General features: G+C 62.4%; 14 protein-coding genes and 1 pseudogene. 6 read left to right on the top strand and 9 right to left on the bottom strand.

Translation table 11 applies throughout. The features are described from left to right. Positions 1 to 6 precede the first annotated feature (6 nt). From ASD31_RS24080 to ASD31_RS24060, 5 genes are all read right to left on the bottom strand, one after another. Positions 7 to 2,679 (bottom strand): EAL domain-containing protein, encoded by a 2,673-nt coding sequence (locus ASD31_RS24080; RefSeq protein ID WP_244483950.1) that lies wholly within the window; start codon positions 2,677 to 2,679, stop codon positions 7 to 9. 103 nt (positions 2,680 to 2,782) lie between these two features. Next, positions 2,783 to 2,971, bottom strand: coding sequence for a DUF3008 family protein (locus tag ASD31_RS24075; RefSeq protein WP_056340144.1), 189 nt, complete (start codon positions 2,969 to 2,971; stop codon positions 2,783 to 2,785). Between the two features lie 29 nt (positions 2,972 to 3,000). Further along, positions 3,001 to 4,653: a cisplatin damage response ATP-dependent DNA ligase gene (locus tag ASD31_RS24070; RefSeq protein WP_056340141.1), complete on the bottom strand. Its 1,653-nt coding sequence runs from the start codon at positions 4,651 to 4,653 to the stop codon at positions 3,001 to 3,003. Between the two features lie 3 nt (positions 4,654 to 4,656). Continuing rightward, complete coding sequence (locus ASD31_RS24065; protein ID WP_056340138.1) at positions 4,657 to 5,667, bottom strand: ligase-associated DNA damage response exonuclease; 1,011 nt, start codon at positions 5,665 to 5,667, stop codon at positions 4,657 to 4,659. Between the two features lie 59 nt (positions 5,668 to 5,726). Continuing rightward, the gene (locus tag ASD31_RS24060; RefSeq protein WP_056340135.1) at positions 5,727 to 6,686 is read right to left on the bottom strand and encodes a nucleoside hydrolase; all 960 of its coding nucleotides are present in this window, start codon (positions 6,684 to 6,686) and stop codon (positions 5,727 to 5,729) included. A 257-nt stretch (positions 6,687 to 6,943) separates the two neighbouring features. On the opposite strand from ASD31_RS24060, the gene ASD31_RS24055 reads away from it, so the two are divergent. Next, on the top strand, positions 6,944 to 7,228 hold the full coding sequence (locus ASD31_RS24055; protein WP_056340132.1) for a hypothetical protein: 285 nt from the start codon (positions 6,944 to 6,946) through the stop codon (positions 7,226 to 7,228). Between the two features lie 165 nt (positions 7,229 to 7,393). Further along, complete coding sequence (locus ASD31_RS26410; protein WP_200952254.1) at positions 7,394 to 8,254, top strand: hypothetical protein; 861 nt, start codon at positions 7,394 to 7,396, stop codon at positions 8,252 to 8,254. Positions 8,255 to 8,274: 20 nt separating this feature from the next. Here the strand turns inward: ASD31_RS26410 and lysS are convergent, their stop codons facing one another. The 4 genes from lysS to ASD31_RS24025 all read right to left on the bottom strand — a co-directional run bounded on the left by lysS (position 8,275) and on the right by ASD31_RS24025 (position 13,555). Further along, positions 8,275 to 9,768 carry a lysine--tRNA ligase gene (lysS, locus tag ASD31_RS24045; RefSeq protein ID WP_056340126.1) on the bottom strand — a complete coding sequence of 498 codons (1,494 nt, stop codon included), beginning with the start codon at positions 9,766 to 9,768 and terminating at the stop codon, positions 8,275 to 8,277. A 196-nt stretch (positions 9,769 to 9,964) separates the two neighbouring features. Continuing rightward, positions 9,965 to 11,422, bottom strand: coding sequence for a glutamate--tRNA ligase (gene gltX / locus ASD31_RS24040; RefSeq protein ID WP_056340123.1), 1,458 nt, complete (start codon positions 11,420 to 11,422; stop codon positions 9,965 to 9,967). A gap of 480 nt (positions 11,423 to 11,902) precedes the next feature. Beyond that, positions 11,903 to 12,658 (bottom strand): TerC family protein, encoded by a 756-nt coding sequence (locus ASD31_RS24030; RefSeq protein ID WP_056340715.1) that lies wholly within the window; start codon positions 12,656 to 12,658, stop codon positions 11,903 to 11,905. A gap of 213 nt (positions 12,659 to 12,871) precedes the next feature. Next, a complete protein-coding gene (locus tag ASD31_RS24025; RefSeq protein WP_244483963.1) occupies positions 12,872 to 13,555 on the bottom strand; it encodes a TetR/AcrR family transcriptional regulator in 684 nt (227 codons plus the stop codon). 146 nt (positions 13,556 to 13,701) lie between these two features. Here ASD31_RS24025 and ASD31_RS24020 point away from each other — a divergent pair, with 146 nt between their 5' ends. From ASD31_RS24020 to xylB, 4 genes and pseudogenes are all read left to right on the top strand, one after another. Then, positions 13,702 to 14,910 carry an HlyD family secretion protein gene (locus ASD31_RS24020; RefSeq protein ID WP_056340114.1) on the top strand — a complete coding sequence of 403 codons (1,209 nt, stop codon included), beginning with the start codon at positions 13,702 to 13,704 and terminating at the stop codon, positions 14,908 to 14,910. A 116-nt stretch (positions 14,911 to 15,026) separates the two neighbouring features. Continuing rightward, positions 15,027 to 16,619, top strand: a complete 1,593-nt coding sequence (locus tag ASD31_RS24015; RefSeq protein ID WP_056340111.1) for a DHA2 family efflux MFS transporter permease subunit — start codon at positions 15,027 to 15,029, stop codon at positions 16,617 to 16,619. A 118-nt stretch (positions 16,620 to 16,737) separates the two neighbouring features. Then, positions 16,738 to 17,760: pseudogene (locus ASD31_RS24010) on the top strand (LacI family DNA-binding transcriptional regulator); the annotation flags it as partial. An 89-nt stretch (positions 17,761 to 17,849) separates the two neighbouring features. After that, complete coding sequence (gene xylB, locus ASD31_RS24005; protein ID WP_056340108.1) at positions 17,850 to 19,307, top strand: xylulokinase; 1,458 nt, start codon at positions 17,850 to 17,852, stop codon at positions 19,305 to 19,307. Positions 19,308 to 19,347 lie beyond the last annotated feature (40 nt).

The raw sequence follows: 19,347 nt of genomic DNA, 5'->3' as shown, positions 1-19,347 counted from the left end.
CCTGGCTCACGCGGCGAGCCACCGGCGCTCGCGGGCGAAATTCGCGAGGTCGTTGGCGCTCATCGGCCGTGCGAAGGCATAGCCCTGCAGGCCGTGGCAGCCGAGATCCTTGAGGATGCGGGCATGTTCCATGGTTTCCACGCCCTCGGCGATCACCTCGATGCCCAGCGAGATGCCGATATCGATGATAGAAGCGACCAGCTGGCGCTGCTTGGCGGAGGTGAGGATGGGGATGACCAGTTGCCTGTCGATCTTCAGCCGGCGCGGCGTGAGTTTCAACAGGCTGATAATCGAGGCATAGCCCGTGCCGAAATCATCGATCTCGATGTCGATGCCGAGGGCCTTGATCTGCTCGATATTCGACAGGACCGTCATGTCGCTCTCGTCGAAGGAGATCGATTCCAGAAGCTCGAACGAGACTTTCCCGGGCGGGATGATCAACTGGCCGAGCCGTTCGATCAGCTTTTCGTCATGCAGGCGATGATAGGAGAGATTGACCGAGACTTTCGGGATATCGATGCCGCTTGCCTCCCACCGGCGGGATTGGAACAGCGCCTGTTCGAGAATCCTCTGGTCGATCTCGGCCAGCACGTTGATGTCTTCCGCCGTCTTCAGGAAGGCATAGGGCGCGAGCAGTCCCTTGGTCGGATGATCCCAGCGCGCCAGCGCCTCGACGCCGATCATCTCCAGGGTGGAGGGACAGAATTGCGGCTGGAAGTGAGCGATGAATTCATTCTGTTCGAGACCGCGCAGGATTTCGTCCGCCGTCTGCTTGGTCTTGAAAACCGCCGCCTTGAGGGAATGGGTAAAGATCTCATGCCGGTTGCGGCCGCGCCGCTTTGCCTCGTAGAGAGCGATATCCGCATTGACCAGAACCTGGGTCAGTTCCTCGGCATGCCGCGTCTGGTGGGCGATGCCGATGCTGACGCCGATGCGGCATTCCTGTTCCTTGTAGGCCACCGGCACGCTCATGGCATCGATGATGCGCTGGGCCAGCATCGCGTCATGGCCGTCAAAGCCGCCATTGCGCGATATGATGACGAATTCGTCGCCGCCGATGCGGCCGACAAAGTCGTCCTTGCCGGTATGGGCAAGGAGAATTCGGGCGGCATGGCGCAGGATTTCGTCGCCGGCCGCATGGCCGAGCGTGTCGTTGATCTCCTTGAAGCGGTCGAGATCGATATGGAAGATGCTGGCGAGACCCTGCGGCGCGCTGTCGGAGAGGCTCTTCGCAAGAACCTCGTCGAGATAGCGGCGATTGGGCAGCGCTGTCAGCGGATCATGCAGGGCATTGAATTCCATGCGATGCCGGGCGGCTTCCAGTTCGGCGCTGTGGGCTTCCGCCTGCTTCTTGGCTGCCTCCAGCCGCTCGTTCTTTTCCACATCGGTCGTCACATCCCAATTGACGCCGACGATCTTTTCCTGGCCGCCGGCGCCGATATATCTCAAACCGACGGCACGCACATGGCGGATACGGTTGCCCGCCAACCTGACGCGGAACTGCGAAACATAGTTCTCGCCATCGACGACCGCCTTTTGGAATTCCTCTTCCGCCCGCTGTAGATCGTCGGGATGCAGCGCATCGCGCCAGTCCTCGTAGATTTCCCGATTGTCCGCGCCGATGCCGTAAAGCTCCTTCATCCGCTCGTCCCAGAGCAGTTTGCCCGAGCCGATATCCAGCTCCCAGATGCCGATCTCGGAGGCGTCGAGTGCGATTTTCAGACGGTGGGAGAGCTCCTGCAACTGGTCCTTGTTGCCCCTGAGCACCTGGATATTGTGCCGCCGCTCTTCCATGAGCCGGCCGGTGACGAACATCGGCACCAGGATGAACAGTCCGCCCAGGAACACCAGCGAGCGAATGATCCAGGCATTGGGCGGGGTTTCCACCCAGCCGCCCTTCGGAATCGCACTGATCTGCCATGAGCCACCGGGCAGAAAGACGCTCAACTGGACGGGATTCGCGCTTTTGACGGCGCTGTCGCCGAAAAACAGCGCGCCGTCCTCGCCCAGGCCGTCACGGCCGGAGATTGCTATATCGATGCCGAGATGATCGGAGAGAAGTCCGCTGTCATGATAGAGTTGCTGAACGTCTATGACCGCGGAGACGATGCCCCAGAAGCGGTTGGACTGGCCCCCGAACGGGATGGAAACCGGAAACCGGCCGATCAGGCCTTCGCCGCCCTGAACGAGTGAGAGCGGTCCGGCCAGCACCATCTGCCCGAGATCGCGGGCGCGCAGGGCCGCGACCCGTTGGTTCTCGTTCCTGCGGTAATCGAGCCCCACCGCCCTTTCATTGCCCTTCATCGGATAGACGAGTGACACGACGAGGTCCGGGGCAGCGGCGATGCTGCGCAGTCGGGAGCGTTCGTTCAAGATGTTGCGGGCAAGTAGCGAAAATCGGGCCTGATCCATGCCGGGTTCGGTGATGATCGTCGCGATCACGCCGCGCACCAGCTGGATATCGCCGTTGATATTGCTCTCAAGCTTCGAGCGAATGGGATTGAGCTGATCGAGAACCGCGGCCCGAATGTCCGCCATATGGACGGCGCGGTTCTGCTCTTCGGCAAACAGGCCGGCCACGATCACCACGACCAGGGCAACATAGGTGGGCAGGTAATTCGGCTTCAGGAGCCCGACGACTGCCGATTTTCCAAACAGGTTCAAAAGTTTCGTAGCCACTGGAACTCCGCCGCCGTTCCATGTTCAAACAGCAATCGGCGGCATTGTTGCAAACTGGTCTTAACAATATGTACTGTGCGAAACCGAGATTTAGGGAGTGGGACTACTTGGATTTCTTCTTTTCCGGCAGCTTCTTGCGATCGGTTTCCGCCAGTTCCTTCAGTTCCTTTTCCGACATGGATTTTTCCATGCTTTTGGAGGCGCCCTTGAGTTCGGATTTCTTGGTGTCGCCGCGCTTGGCCGAGAGGGCGGCACCGGCGGCTTTCTGCTGGGCCTGGGATTTTGCGGGCATGATCGGTCTCCTTGTTCCGGATGCCGTCCTTAACCCTCCAGTCCGCCAATAGGTTCCGCCCCGACCTGCGGCGCGCCGATCATCGCCAGCAGCGTTTCCAGCCGGTCGGCATCGCGCGGCAGCTTGTCGGTGCGCAGCCGCGCGATGCGCGGAAAGCGCATGGCGACGCCGGATTTGTGGCGGCTGGAATAGTTGATGCCCTCGAAGGCCACCTCGACGACGAAACCATGCTCGGCCTCTGCCCGGATGGAGCGGACCGGACCGAAGCGCTCCACCGTATTGTTGCGCACATAGCGGTCCAGCACTTCGAGTTCCGCGTCGGTAAAGCCAAAATAGGCCTTGCCGACGGGCACCAGCACCTGGTTGCCCTCGCTCTCGGTCCAGACGCCGAAGGTGAAGTCGGAATAATAGCTCGATCGCTTGCCGTGGCCGCGCTGAGCATACATGAGCACCGCATCGAAATTATAGGGTTCGCGCTTCCATTTGAACCACGGCCCCTTCGACCGCCCGGACGTATAGGGCGAATCCAGCCGTTTCAGCATGATGCCCTCGATGACCGGATCGGGCGGGTCGGCGCGCAGCCGGTCAAGTTCCTCCCAGCTGGAAAACGGCACCAGCGGCGAAAGGTCGAAATGGGTCGGCGCGGCCTTCTCGATCAGGTTGGAAAGTGCGGCCCGGCGCGTCAGGAAATTCTCCGGCCGGATGTCGCGGCCGCCGGAAAACAGCAGGTCGTAGCCGCGGATGAAGGCGGGAAAATCCTCCAGCATCTTGCGCGTCACGGTCTTGCGGTTCAGGCGCTGTTGCAGGTCAGAGAAGGAGCGGGTGGCTCGATTGCTGCGCATCGTGCCGCCGACCAGAAGCTCGCCATCGAGAATGCCGTCGAAATCGGCCGCCTCGAGGATATCGGGAAAGGCGCTTGAAATATCGTCACCGCTGCGGGAATAGAGTCTGCGCGTGCCCCCGACGCTGGCGAGTTGCACGCGGATGCCGTCCCATTTCCATTCCGCCGCGAAATCCTTCGGGTCGAGAGCTGCAAGATCGTTGTCGCCGACCGGCGTTGCCAGCATGACGGCATGGAACACGGCGGGCATGTCCAATTCCGGCTTGTCCGCCGCGCCGCTCAGCCAGCGAAAGAGCGAGCTATAGGGCGGCGACAGGCCATGCCACAGAGTCTCGATCTCGGCGATATGGACGTCGCCCATCTCGGCCAGCGCCTGCTTCACCAGCCGTGCCGAAACGCCGATGCGCAGGCCGCCGGTGACGAGCTTCAGGAAGGCGAAGCGGCTCGAGCCCTCCAGTTGGTCGAGCAGGCCGCGCACCAGCCCATGCACATTGGCGCGTCCGGCCGTTTCCAGTTGGTGCATGACGGCACCAAGCGAGAGATCGGCAGGCACCGCAGCCTCACCGGGCGTTCGTTCCCAGACCAGCGAAATGGTCTCGGCGAGGTCGCCGACATAATCATAGGAGTAGCGAAACAGCACCTCGTCCATCCGCTCCAGCGCCAACTGCCTCAGCACCTGCGGCTTGACGGTCTTCAGCGTCAGGGTGCCGGCGATGGCGGCCAGCGCATAGCCCCGGTCCGGATCAGGGGTCGTGCGGAAATAATCGGCCATCAGCTTGATCTTGGCATTACGCTGCGGAGTAAGAACCAGACGGTCGAGCAGTTCGGCGAAGGCGCGCATCGGCTATTCTCCCTCGTCGTCGTAGCCGACCAGATGCAGCGGCCGGGCGGCAATGCCCTGCAATTCGCACCAGCGCACGAGCGCTTCCTCGCGGCCATGCGTCACCCAGACCTGGCCCGGGCCGATTTCGGTGATCGTGTCGGTCAGTTCCGGCCAGTCGCAATGGTCCGAAATGATCATCGGCAGCTCGACGCCGCGCTGCTTGGCGCGCTGGCGCACCAGCATCCAGCCGGAGGCGAAGATCGCGACGGGATCGGGAAAGCGGCGGGCCCATTTGTCGGAAAAAGCCGCCGGCGGGCCGATCACCACCGCGCCGGCAAAGGACTGCTTGTCCTTTGGCCCGATCGTCGCCGGGCGGATATCGCCCAGCTCGATGCCCTGGCCCTGATAGTAATCGCAAAGCTTTGCCAGCGCGCCATGGATGAAGATCGGTTTGTCATAGCCCGCCTCCCTGAGCAACGCGATGACCCGCTGGGCCTTGCCGAGCGCATAGGCGCCGACCAGATGGGCGCGTTCCGGAAACTGGCCGAGCGAGGTGATGAGCCGGGCGATCTCGCCGCTGTCAGGCGGATGATGAAAGACCGGCAGGCCGAAGGTCGCTTCGGTGATGAAGACATCGCAATTGATCGGTTCGAAGGGAAGGCAGGTCGGGTCTCGCCGCCTCTTGTAATCGCCCGAGACGACGATGCGGGTGCCCTCCGCCTCCACCGCGATCTGTGCCGAACCGAGCACATGGCCGGCGGGATGGAAGCTGACGGTGACCTCGCCGATCCCGACGCGCTCGCCGAGCACCGCTTCCTGCTCGCTGGCGCAGAACGCCTCGCCATAGCGGATGCGCATGATATCCAGCGTCTCGCGCGTCGCCATGACGTGCGTATGGCCGGAGCGCGCGTGATCGGCATGACCGTGGGTGATCAGGGCGCGTTCGACCGGCTGGACCGGATCGACGTAAAAACCGCCTCTCTCGCAGTAAAGCCCCTTGGGCGTGGGATAAAGCAGCTTTTCCGGTTTCATGAATGTGAAGATAGCTGGCAAACCACGGGCTGCCAGCCATCACCGCGAATTTTTATGGCTCAGGCCACCGGCTGCGACGCCAGCGTCTGCGAAATCAGGTCCAGCACCGCCTCCGCATCGATGCCGGTGCAGACATTCTGGCTCGGCAGGTCGTCCCAGGCGCTCGGCGGAAACTGGTGGTCGTCCGCCTTCTGGATGGTCTGGCCATCGGCGATGCCGCCGCAGACCACGCGGATCGCGCCGCTGCGCAGCGTGAAGAGATGCGGTGCGACGACATAGACGCAGGCGCAACTGTCATGCACCACCATGCCGTCCTCCACATGCTGCTCGTAGAAATCGACATAGAACAGGGAAATATCCGACAGCAGCTTTGCCCGTTCGCCGCCGGCAGCGACGATGGCCGCCAGCCGTGCGCGGGTCATCACCGTCTGTTCGGTAACGTCAAGGCCGACGACGACGACAGGCCAGGGCGCCGTCATCACCGCATCGGCGGCTTCCGGGTCGCCATGGATATTGGCCTCGGCCGCCGGCGTGATATTGCCGCGCATGTCGAAGGCGCCGCCCATGATCACGACGTTCTTGACGAGGGCCGCGATGCCGGGATCGTCGCGCAGCGCCAGCGCCAGATTGGTCATCCGGCCGACGGCGACCAGGGTCACCTCGCCGGGATGGGCGCGCACCGTGTCGATGATGAAGCGGTGCGCGGGGCGGGGATCGCAGGAAAGATCGACCGTCTCCGGCACGCCGATATTACCAAGCCCGTCATCGCCATGGATGGACGTCGGCCAGCCCACATGCGGGCGGGTGGGGTCGAGCGTCTCGCCAAGACCGCGGGCGACCGGGGCGGCAATGTCCCATTTCCGTTTCAGGTAAAGCGCATTGCGCGTGGTCGTTTCGATCGAGGCATTGCCGAAAATCGTGGTAATGCCGATCAGGTCGATATCGGGATGGTGATGCAGGAAAAGCAGCGCCATCGCATCATCGACGCCGGGGTCCGTATCGAAAATTACCTTGTGCATGGGATGTGTTCTTTTCTCTGCCTGAAATGTCGTGTCGGGGTCTTGCCGAAGGTGGCAACGACCCGCTTTGCCGCGAGACCGGACCCTGTTGGCCTTTGCCTCTCTTCGCCTGCCATCGGGTTTGGATCAAGCCGTCGCCGCCGCTTTTTCACGGCAATTTCCCTGTTCCAACGGGAACAGCCGGTGGGGCTTGCTTTTGAGATGATCGTTTCCAGAGGAGGGATTGGCCCTTCTTGAACAATCGAAGGAGAAACGACATGCGCAAGTTCATTCCATTCGTGCTCATCCTGGCCACCTCCATGGGGTCGATCGCCGTTCAGGAAGCCGCCGCTGCGAAGGGCGACAATGGCCGCGGCGGTCGCGGTAGCGAAAGCATGGGATCGCGCGACCATACCTATACGCATTACCAGAACCCCAATCACCGCTATCGCCGGGGCAAGGTTGTCTGCACCGTCCGCGGATCCTCCGGCATGGTCTATGAGCAGGACCTGCGCGGCTGGCGCCGTATCCCGAACTGCAGCGGCCGGTATATCCTCGACTGAGGCCCGGTTCCCTCGCCGCGGCGGCCGGCAGAATTCGGTCGCCGCGAACTGTACCGTTTTGGTCGTCGAAATTCGCAAGGCGTTTAAACTTCTGAAACATCGCCAGCTTAAACTGTCGTCTCATTCAAAAGAGTATGGAGTTTGGCGGATGACGGAACGGTGCGCGTGAAGCCTGTATTCAAGACAATACGCTTCCCCCGGAAGGTCATGTTCGTCATTGCCGGCGTCCTCGTTCTAACGGGCGCCTCGGGCGCCTTTGCCGTCTATTCCGGCAAGGAGGCGCTTCTCGGCGGGGGCGACCGCGACGGGCCGGCCCTTTCTGGCGTCGCCTGCACCACGGTCGAAACACTGAAGATGCGCCGCAACGGCCAGCGCTGGATCCGCAAATATGTCAGCACGGAGGAGGCCGGCGGCGTCAACCGTGTCCGCACGGCGCTGCGCATCACCGGGCAGCTTGCCAATGCGGAGAAGGCCGATCTTTACCAGGTCGTCGTCCTCGATCACGAAGGCCCGCATGAGCGCGCCCGCCGTCGCGGACCGGCGATCGGCGCCGAGGTGCTGTTTGCACCGGATCCGGGCAAGGTGCCCGGCATGACCACCCCCTTTGTCGCGCGCTACAAGAAGGGCGATGCCAATCTTGCCGGCCTGTTCCATGGCCGCGAAGTGTCCCTGCCGGCCGAGGAAATCAGGAGCACCCTGACGGCCATGGACGACAAATCCGACTGTTTCGATCCGATTGCCGCTGCCGCCGAGGCTGAAGCCGGCGCCGAGGGTTCGCCAGCCGGTGGGCACGGCGAAGAAGCGGCATCCGACCATGGCGAGGAAGTTGCGCCGGCCCACGAGCAGGCCGCATCCGGCGAGAAAGGCTTTCTCGGTTCGATGATCGCCATGGTCTTTGGAGAGGCGGGGCCTGATAGCCAGGTCGAGGTTGCCGATCATGCGGACGGCGTGCAGGATGCGTCCGTGGCGCACAATGAAAAGCCGCCGGTTGGAGCCGGCGGCCATGAAGGCGGCGAAACGCATTGATGATGGAGTGAGGCGAAGCCTCAGTCCGCCTTGCCGCGCCGGGCCGGAAACAGGATGATATCGCGGATCGATGGGGCGTTGGTCAGGAGCATGACCAGCCGATCGACGCCGATGCCGAGCCCGCCGGCCGGCGGCATGCCCTGGTCGATGGCGTCCAGGAATTCATCGTCTAGCTGCTTTTCTTTCTCTCCGCGGGCATGGGCCTGTTCCAGCTGCTCGACCATGCGCTTGCGCTGTTCTTCCGGATCGTTGAGTTCCGAGAAGGCATTGCCGAGTTCCCAGGCGTTGCAATAGGTCTCGAAGCGTTCGACGAGGCGCGGCTCGCCCGGCACTTCCTTGGCGAAGGGCGAGATGTCCTTCGGGAAATGCGTCACATGGCTCGGCTGGATCAGCGTGCCCTCGACCTTTTCCTCGAAGATGAAGGCGAGGCATTCGCCCCAGGTCCAATCCTTCTCGACTTCGAAGCCGGCAGCCTTGGCGGCGGTGCGGGCTTCCTCGTCGGTCTTCATCGCCAGGAAGTCGATCCCCGTGGCTTCCTTCACGGCATCCGGCATCGGCACGCGCTTGAACGGCCCCTTGAACGAGATTTCCTTGTCGCCGAACAGGAATTCGGTCGTGCCGTGGATCGAGAGCGCGAGCGTTTCGAACAGGCGCTCGACGAGGTCCATGATGTCCTCGTAGTCGGCATAGGCCCAGTAGCATTCCATCATGGTGAATTCCGGATTGTGCCGGGTGGAAACGCCTTCGTTGCGGAAGTTGCGGTTGATCTCGAAGACCTTGTCGGTCAAGCCGGAAACCAGCGTGCGCTTCAAGAACAGTTCCGGCGCGATGCGCAGGAACATGTCGAGCTTCAGCGTATTGTGATGCGTCTTGAACGGCTCGGCGGTGGCGCCGCCATAGACCGAGTGCAGCATCGGCGTCTCGACTTCCATGAAGCCGTCTTCTTCCATGAAGCGGCGGATGCCGGACACGATCTTCGAGCGCTGCTGGAAGCGGAGCTTGGATTCCTCGTTGGTCATGATGTCGAGGTGACGCTTGCGGTAGCGCTGCTCGATGTCGGACAGGCCGTGCCACTTTTCGGGCATCGGCAATAGTGACTTGGTGAGCATGGTGATCTCTTGCGCATTGATCGACAGCTCGCCGCGCTTGGTGCGTCGCACCACGCCGGTCACGCCGATAATGTCGCCGAGATCGATCATCGGCAGCAGCGCGCGCGCCTCTTCGGGCGTGGTGTCCTTGTGGGAAAAGATCTGGATCTTGCCGCCGGCGTCATGGATATCCATGAACATGCCGGAATTGCGCGAGGAATAGACGCGGCCGGCAACGGTCACGACATCGTCCGTCACCACGTCCGCTTCCAGAGCCTCGTATTTCTTGGCGAGATCCGCGTTGGTGATCGTGCGGTGGAAATGCGCCGGATAGACGTCGCCGATCTTTTCGCGCAGCAAGGCCAGCTTCTGGGCGCGCACTTCTGTGACGTCGGAGGAGAGGGTGGTTTCGGTCTTGTCGGTCATTGTCTCGTGCCTTTAGGGCTTGTGTCCAAAGAGTGTCTACGGCTGCGGCCCTCTCCCTCTTCTCCCCTTGGGGAGAAGGTGGCCCGCAGGGCCGGATGAGGGGGAGCCACAGACTTCAAAATTTGCCGAAAGACCCCCTCATCGCCTCGCTTTCGCTCGGCACTTCTCCCCGCTGGGGAGAAGAGGGCCCCCGTCATTACTTCCCGCTGCCCGCCATCGACGCCGCCACCTGGCCGGCGACTTTCAGGCGCTGGCGCACGACCGAGCGACCGAGGATGGCCATCGAGTCAAACAGCGGCAGCGAGCGCGACGAGCCCGAGACGGCCACGAAGAGCGGCGCGACGATGACTTTCAGCTTCTTGTCCATCCGCTCGGCAATCGCCCGCAGTTCGGCTTCGATCGATTCGACGTTCCATTCGAGAATTTTTTCCAAATCCGGCTGGACCGTGTTGAAGATCTCGACCAGTTCTTCCGGAGTCGATTTGACCTTGGCGAAGGAAGCGGCGTCAAGCGCGAGATCGGACTTGAACAGGAAGCCGGCGAGATCGGGCAGTTCGCCGAGCTTTGAAATGCGCGACTGCGACAGTTTCAGGCCCTGCCGGATGCGGTCGTTTTCCATTGCCCAAGAGAGCACGCGGGCGGCGAATTCGTCTTCGCTCAAGCCTTCGCGCAGCCAGCGGCCGTTCAGCCAGTCGAGCTTCTGCACATCGAAGATCGCGCCGGCCTTGGAGAGGTTGGCCGGATCGAATTTCTCCGCCAACTGCTCCATGGTCAGCATCTCCTCGCCTTCGGCGATCTGGATGAAGAACAGGCCAAGGAAGTTCATCAGCGCTTCCGGCAGATAGCCGAGCGCGGTGTAATAGGAGATCGAGGTCGGGTTCTTGCGCTTCGACAGCTTCGACTTGTCGTGATTGCGCATCAGCGACAAGTGCATGAACACCGGTGGCTCGAGACCGAGATACTGGTAGATCAGGATGTGCTTGGGCACCGAGGATAGCCATTCCTCGCCGCGTGCCACATGGGTGATCTTCATCAGGTGGTCATCGACCACATTGGCCATGTGATAGGTCGGCATGCCATCGGCCTTGAGAAGCACCTGCATGTCCACCGCATCCCACGGGATATCGACTTCGCCATAGACGCCGTCGACGAACTTGCAGGAGCCTTCGGTCGGGATTTTCATGCGCACGACATGCGGCTCGCCGGAGGCAACGCGGGTCGTGACCTCCTCGGCCGAAAGATGCAGGCAGAGCCCGTCATATTTCGGCGGCTTGCCGGCCGCGCGCTGGGTCTCGCGCATCTGTGTCAGCCGCTCGGGCGTGCAGAAGCAGCGGAAGCCATGACCGGCCGCGACGATCTGCTCGACATAGGGCTTGTAGAGGTCCTTGCGGTCGCTCTGGCGGTAGGGGCCATAGGGGCCGCCGATATCGGGGCCTTCCGACCATGTCAGGCCGCACCATTTCAGCGCGTCGAGAACCTTGGTCTCGAATTCCGGGGTCGAGCGGGTCGCATCGGTGTCCTCGATACGCAGGATGAATTCGCCGCCGATCTTCTGCGCGAAGAGATAGTTGAACAGCGCGATATAGGCGGTGCCGACATGGGGTTCGCCGGTGGGGGAAGGTGCGATGCGCACCCGGACTGGTCTGTCTGTCATGATCGGGCCCGTGCTCTACGTGCTTTCGGCCGTCCGCCGGGCAGGATATCCGGAGGCGGAGGCGCATGCTTTTAAGGAGAGGAACTGCCCGATCAATGCCCGAAACGGCTTGAAATGCCGGTCGTTCCATATGGCTGGCGTGAGACCATATTCAAAAGGGCGCGTCAAGGAAAACTGACCGGAGAGGATAGTCGGCTGCTCCGCCGCCATGGCGATATGATCCAGGGTGAGACAGGTCCTCGAGGCGATCGACACGCGAAAAGATTGGAACCAAGCCGGAATTCGTTCGTTCTGAACCCCGAGGAATGCGGGCTGTGTCAACCGGACACGAGGGAGATGGAGAACGCGGAGATTTTTCCGGTTTCTCTTCGCGGCCAACGAAACGGCAGTCGAGCTCCCCACCTCTCCGGTCCGTATCCTTGCCTCTATTACCTACCAAAATCCCCGGGACAGGCGTCCCGGGGATTTTTCATTATCAGCCTATTTCGCAGCCTTGGCTGCCTTGTCCCGCTGGCGCTTGCGCCGCGACAGCATGTTGAGCACCTCGACCAGCGCGGAGAAGGCCATGGCGGCATAGATGTAGCCCTTGGGCACGTGGAAGCCGGCGCCTTCGGCAATCAGCGTCGTGCCGATCATCAGGAGGAAGCCGAGCGCCAGCATGACGATCGTCGGGTTCTTCTCGATGAAGCGGGCAAGCGGGCCGGAAGCGACCAGCATGACGGTGACGGCGACGATGACCGCGACCACCATGATCGGCAGATGCGGGGTCATGCCGACGGCGGTGATGATGCTATCGACCGAGAATACGAGGTCGAGCAGCAGAATCTGGCCGATGGCGGCGGCAAAGCCGGTAGTTGCCGTGGTGGTGATGAAATCCTCCTCGTGATCCTGCGGATCGACACTGTGGTGGATTTCCTTGGTCGCCTTCCAGACCAGGAACAGGCCGCCGGCAATGAGGATCATGTCCTTCCACGAATAGCCGTGGCCAAAGGCGGTGAAGACCGGCGTTGTCAATTGGACGATCCAGGCGACGGTGCCGAGCAATGCCAGCCGCATGACGAGTGCCAGGCCGATGCCAATGCGCCGGGCGCTCTCGCGGTTCTCCGGTGGCAGCTTGTTCGTCAGGATCGAGATGAAGATGAGGTTGTCGATGCCGAGCACCACTTCCATCACGATCAGTGTTACAAGGGCAATCCATGCGGTCGGATCTTGCATGAGCAGCAAAATATCCTGCATCGGCGGCTGTTCCTTCTTGGGTTCAAGCTGGGCATAAAGGGATTTCACGCGGCAACCGGAGGCAGGCGCGGGGTTTCACTTCCCTATCTATGCGGAAATGCTCACGAGACAAGCGGCCGAGGCGTTTTGGCGGCAATTGATACCGTTAAATGTGTACGAAAAATCGCTTTGTCCCGGGTGGCGGGCGCTCGGATCGGCCTGCCGGTGCCCCGTTCAGGGAATTTTCCGCTTCTGCCCGTAGGCGGCGAGAAACACGGTGAGGGCCGCCGAGACCAGTTCTTCGATCGTCTCGCGCGACGGCGGCATTGCCATTTCGCCAAACAGCCGGCGCTTGAGCATGCCGCCGAGCGACATTTCGATGAATTGGCGGGCAGCCATTTCGGTGTCGGCGATCACAAGGTCGCCCTGCGCCATCCGGCGGTCGAGATAGGCTTTCAGGATCGTATAGCCGCTTTCCGGTGTCGCGACGAAAAAGCGCCTGGCAAGCCCCGGCATCCGGTCGATGACGCCGAGAACCATCCGCATGGCGCGGATCGTGTGATCGCCCGTCAGATGCTGCGTCAGGGTCACGCCGAAATCGAACATGGCTTCGTCGATCGGCTCTTTTTCGTCGAGCGCATGCTTGATGTTCTGGACCACCCGCTCGCGCTCGCGCTCTATCAGCGCGCCGAACAGGTCTTCCTTGTTCTCGAAATAGACGTAGATCGTGCCCTTGGAGACGCCGGCTTCGCGGGTGATATCGTTCATGCTCGCGGCGTCGAAACCGACGCTCATGAAAACGCGCTTGGCGCCGTCGAGAATTTGTTCGCGCTTGACCGGATCCTCGCCGGCGGCCCGTCGGCCGGAGAGAGGCGTGCACTGCCTCGGGCAGGGGTCGGTTTTCGCAGGCTCCGCCATTTTTTCGTCAGTCGCGGTCATTTTCGTCTCGAAATATTTTCGAACCGATCGGTTCGATTTCACTTGATATGTGCTTGAACAGTCCTTATGTCAATCGAACCGAACGGTTCGGTCAACAATTCACCGTAAATTCTGGGTCGTGCACCATGTCAGTTTCCAGCAAATCCGGCGCGGCCCTTGTTCGGCCCGTCGATGACGATTTCGAAGAACCGGTCGAGCGCGCCGCGCCGGCGGATGCCGTCGTGGCGGCGGAACCGCAGATCGCGCCCGATCCTGCCCCTGCGGCGACAAAGCCCGCGCGCCGCAAAATTCTGCTTCCCGTCATCGTCCTTGCCGCCCTGGCCGCCGGCGGCTGGTATGGCTACGACTGGTGGACCAATGGTCGCTTCATGATCTCCACCGACGATGCCTATATCGAAGCCGATATCGCATCGATTTCTCCCAAAGTGTCCGGCTATATCGAAAAGGTCAACGTCGTCGCGAACCAGCGCGTCAAGGCCGGCGATCCGCTGGTCACGCTGGACAGGGAAGATTACCGCATCGCCGCAGACCAGGCAAAGGCTGCGATCGAGACCGAAAAACTGTCTCTGAAGCGCTTCGATGCCCAGATCGCCGGCGCGAAGGCCGGTGTCGCGCAAGCGAAGGCGCAGAAGACGGCGCTGGAAGCCACCGTCCGCGGCGCCGAAACGACGCTTAAGAGAGCAAGCGAACTTGAGGCGAAGGCGGTCGGCACCGTCGCCTCGCTCGACAGCGCAACGGTTGCGGTCGATCAGGCCCGCGCCAATCTCATGGGCGCCGATGCCAGCATCGCGACAGCCAATGCCAATATCGCCGTTCTCGTTGCCCAGCGCGCCGAAGCCGAAAGCACGATCCGCTCGCTGGAGCTTGCCCGCGACAAGGCCGAGCGCGATCTCGGCTTCACCGTCCTGAAAGCGCCCTATGACGGCATCGTCGGCAATCTCGCCATCCAGGAAGGTGATCTTGTTTCCGCCGGCCAGCGCCTGGCTGCGCTCGTTCCTGCCGATCGGCTCTATATCGATGCGAATTTCAAGGAAACGCAGATCGCCCACATGGTTCCGGGCTCCAAGGTCCGGATTCATGTGGATGCCTTCGACGAAGAGGCGATCACCGGCACCGTCCAGTCGATCTCGCCGGCCTCCGGCTCGGTGTTCTCGCTGCTGCCGGCCGAAAATGCCACCGGCAATTTCACCAAGGTGATCCAGCGCGTACCGGTGCGGATCGTCTTCCCGAAGGACGTGCTGGAGAGCGGCCGCCTGCGCGCCGGCCTCAGCGTCGTCGTCGATGTCGATACGCGCACCGCGCCTGAGCAGCAGGACATTGCCGCTGTGAAATAGCCGGCCGCCCGACCCGCGGCCTATTTGACGGAAAGGGCGGGTGTCCGGCACCGCATCTCATTTCAAAATTGTTTGGCCGCTTCGCGTGATGCGAAGCGCGCCGGGAGCAAGACCCCATGGCTGCCACCGCAACCGCAGACAGGATCGTGCCGCCCGCTGCGACGGCGGAAGAGCGCATGGATCCCAGGCGCCTGATCGCCTTCTTCGCCATGGTCTTCGGCATGTTCATGTCGATCCTCGACATCCAGATCGTTTCGGCGTCTCTGGCGGAAATCCAGGCGGGTCTCTCGGCCGGCTCGGACGAGGTCGCCTGGGTGCAGACGGCCTATCTGATCGCCGAAGTGATCATGATCCCGCTGTCGGGGACGCTGGCGCGCATCGTTTCCACCCGCGTCCTGTTCTCGGTTTCGGCCGCCGGCTTCACCGCGGCAAGCGCGCTTGCGGCAACCGCAACCAATATCGACCAGATGATCGTCTACCGCGCCCTGCAGGGTTTTATCGGCGGCGGCATGATCCCCTCCGTGTTCGCGGCCGCCTTCACCATCTTCCCGCCCTCCAAGCGCAGCATCGTCTCGCCGATCATCGGTCTGGTCGCGACGCTGGCACCGACGATCGGCCCGACCGTCGGCGGTTATCTCAGCCATGCCTTTTCCTGGCACTGGCTGTTCCTCGTCAATATCATCCCGGGCATCATCGTCACGATCATCGCCTGGAATTTCATCGATTTCGACAAGCCGGAACTCAGCCTGTTCAAGAAGTTCGACTGGTGGGGGCTCGCCTCGATGGCGGTCTTTCTGGGCGCGCTGGAATATGTGCTGGAAGAGGGCAATGCCAAGGACTGGTTCAGCGACGAGCATATCTTCCTGGCTGCCATCGCCTCGGCGGCCGGTGCGATCGTGTTCTTCTACCGGGCCTTCAAGGTGGAGTTTCCGATCGTCGATCTTCGCGCCTTTTCCAATCGAAATTTCGCCTTCGGATCGTTGTTTTCCTTCATCATGGGCATCGGGCTCTACGGGCTCACCTATCTCTATCCGCTCTATCTGGCCGGCATCCGCGACTATGATTCCCTGATGATCGGCGAGACCCTGTTCGTCTCGGGCCTTGCGATGTTCTGCACGGCGCCGGTGGCCGGTCGGCTGTCGACCGTGCTCGATCCGCGCGTCATGATGGCGATCGGCTTCGCCGCCTTTGCGGCCGGCACCTGGCTGATGACCGGACTGACCGCGGACTGGGATTTCTACGAACTGCTCATCCCGCAGATCCTGCGCGGCATCGGCCTGATGCTGTGCATGGTGCCGATCAACAATGTGGCGCTCGGCACCTTGTCGCCGGCCCGTATTCGCGGCGCCTCCGGCCTGTTCAACCTTACCCGCAATCTCGGCGGCGCGGTCGGCCTGGCGGCGATCAACACGATCCTGACACAGCGTGAGCAGGAACATTATGCGCGGCTTCAGGAGCACGTGCAGTGGGGCAACCCGCAGGCCATGGAGCAGTTGAGCAACATGACGGCGAAATACAATTCCCATGGCCTTGATGGCGCGGCGATCGCTATCAGTAAATTGTCCGGCATGGTGCGCCAGCAGGCGATGGTCATGTCCTTCGTCGATGTTTTCCTCATCCTCACCGGGCTGTTCGCCGCGCTGATCTTCTGTGCCTTCCTGATCAAGAAGCCGCAGACCGTGCCCGCCGCCGAGGGCGGAGGGCACTAAGCCGCTACCACGGAACTAGCCTTGGGCTGTCGCCTTGATTTCAACAGGCGGTGGGTCGGGCGAGATTTTTGATTTACGTACATCAGATTTTCCTCTAAGGCTTTTTGCCGGAGGAAACATGCGTCCCACTGTGCACGATATTGCTGCTGCGGCAGGGGTCAGCCTTGCGACCGTCGACCGGGTGCTGAACCGGCGTCCCGGCGTGCGCATCGTCACCCGCGAAAAGGTCGAGCAGGCGATCGAGCGCATCGGCTATGTCCGCGATGTCGCGGCGGCGAACCTTGCCAAGGGCCGCGTCTATCCCCTGATCTTCATTCTGCCGTCCGGCGACAATTCCTTCATGCGCGGGCTGGAGGAAGAGATACGCGCCGCAATCCTCCGCTCGCCGGTGGAGCGGACCGAGATTTCCATCGTTACCGTTCCTGCCTTCGACGCCGGAGCCCTGGTGGCAGCTCTGGACGAGGCAGCGGCCGTCTCGCCTGCGGGCGTCGCGGTGGTGGCGGTGGATTCTCCCGATGTGGTCGCCGCCGTCGATCGGCTGCGGGTAGGGCACATTCCGGTGGTGACGCTGGTCTCCGACCTTACCGGCTCGGCGCGCGATCATTTCGCCGGCATCGACAATATTGCCGCCGGGCGCACGGCGGCAAGCCTGATGGGCCGCTTTCTGGGGCACCGACCGGGGCCGGTGGCCGTGCTTGCAGGCTCGATGCTGGTGCGCGACCATCGCGACCGGCTGGAGGGATTTTTAGCCGTGATGGAGGAGATGTTTCCCGATCACAGGCTTTTGCCGGTCATCGAAGGCCAGGACGATCCCGCGCGCGTGGCGCGGCTGATCGGCGAGACACTCGCCGCTTCCCCCGAAATTGCCGGCATCTACAGTCTCGGCGCCGGCAATCGCGGCCTGATCGCGGCGCTGAAAAAGCGTGGCAAGGGACCGCCGATCTGCGTCATCGCCCATGAACTGACTCCGCATACGCGTGCGGCTCTCGAAGAGGGGCAGATCGATGCGGTCCTGAACCAGGATGCCGGTCATGAAGTGCGCAGCGCCATCCGCGTGCTCAAGGCCAAGGCCGACGGCATGGCCGTCGTCGGGGCGCAGGAGCGCATCCGCATCGATATTTTCCTGAAAGACAACCTGCCCTTCGAGCAGGGCAGTGAAACAAATCTGCCCTTCGAGCAGGGCAGCCGAAACGAGCCCGAACAGGGCCGGAAAGACTAAGGGAGAGCATCATGTATCTGGGGATCGATCTCGGCACGTCCGGGGTGAAGGCACTGCTGATCGACGACAGCCAGCGCGTCGTCGGCTCGGCATCGGGCGCGATGGATGTTTCGCGCCCGCATCCCGGCTGGTCGGAACAGGATCCGGCCGACTGGATCAGGGCGACCGAGGAGGCGATCGCCGGTCTGAAGGCCGCGCATCCGGCGGAGCTTGCCGCCGTCCGCGGCATTGGACTGTCCGGCCATATGCACGGCGCGACCCTGCTGGACGATCAGGACAGGGTATTGCGCCCCTGCATCCTCTGGAACGATACGCGCAGCTTTGCGCAGGCGGCCGCACTCGATGCCGATCCGCAGTTCCGCGCGCTCACCGGCAATATCGTCTTTCCGGGCTTTACCGCCCCGAAGCTCGTCTGGGTCGCCGAAAACGAACCGGCGGTCTTTGCGAAACTGCGCTGGGTGCTGTTGCCGAAGGATTATCTGCGCCTGTGGCTGACCGGCGATCATGTTTCGGAGATGTCGGATTCGGCCGGCACCTCCTGGCTCGACACCGGAAAACGCGCCTGGTCGGAATCCCTCCTTGCCGCGACCGGACTTGAGAAACGGCAGATGCCGCGCCTGATCGAAGGCACCGAGGCGGGCGGCACGCTCAAAAGCAATCTCGCAGCCCAATGGGGCATGGGCGCCGATGTGGTGGTGGCCGGCGGGGCGGGCGACAATGCGGCCTCGGCCTGCGGCATGGGCACGGTCGGTGAGGGGCATGCCTTCGTGTCGCTCGGAACCTCCGGCGTCCTGTTTGCCGCCAATTCCAGCTATTTGCCCAATCCAGAGAGCGCCGTACATGCCTTTTGCCACGCGCTTCCGAACACCTGGCACCAGATGGGCGTCATCCTGTCGGCGACCGACGCGCTCAACTGGCATTCCGGTGTAACCGGCAAGAGCGCCGGCGAACTGACCGGTGAGCTTGGCGATGAACTGAAAGCGCCCACCGGCGTCACCTTCCTGCCCTATCTCTCCGGCGAGCGCACGCCGCACAATGATGCGGCCATCCGCGGCGTCTTTACCGGGCTTGGCCATGAAAGCAGCCGCGTGGTGCTGACCCAGGCGGTGCTGGAGGGCGTGTCCTTTGCCCTTCGCGACAATCTCGAAGCTCTGCGCGCGGCCGGCACCGAGCTTTCCCGCGTCACCGCCATCGGTGGCGGTTCGCGCTCGCGCTACTGGCTAAAATCGATCGCCACCGCGCTCGGCCTGCCTGTCGATCTTCCCGCCGACGGCGATTTCGGCGCAGCCTTCGGTGCTGCCCGTCTCGGGCTGGTGGCGGCAATCGGAGCGGATCCGCTCGCCGTCTTCAACGCGCCGACGACCGCCGAAACCATCGAGCCGGATACGGCGCTGCGCGGCGCTTACGAGGAGGCCTACCAGCGCTACCGGCGGCTTTATCCGGCAATCAGGTCGGTGACTGCGAACTAGAAGGCGCCCCTCACCCTAACCCTCTCCCCGCTTGCGGGGA

The organism is Rhizobium sp. Root482, from assembly GCF_001426565.1.
In the GTDB taxonomy this organism is placed as follows: domain Bacteria; phylum Pseudomonadota; class Alphaproteobacteria; order Rhizobiales; family Rhizobiaceae; genus Pararhizobium.
Note: the sequence above shows the minus strand (reverse complement) of the source record. Positions and strands in the feature narration are given on the sequence as shown.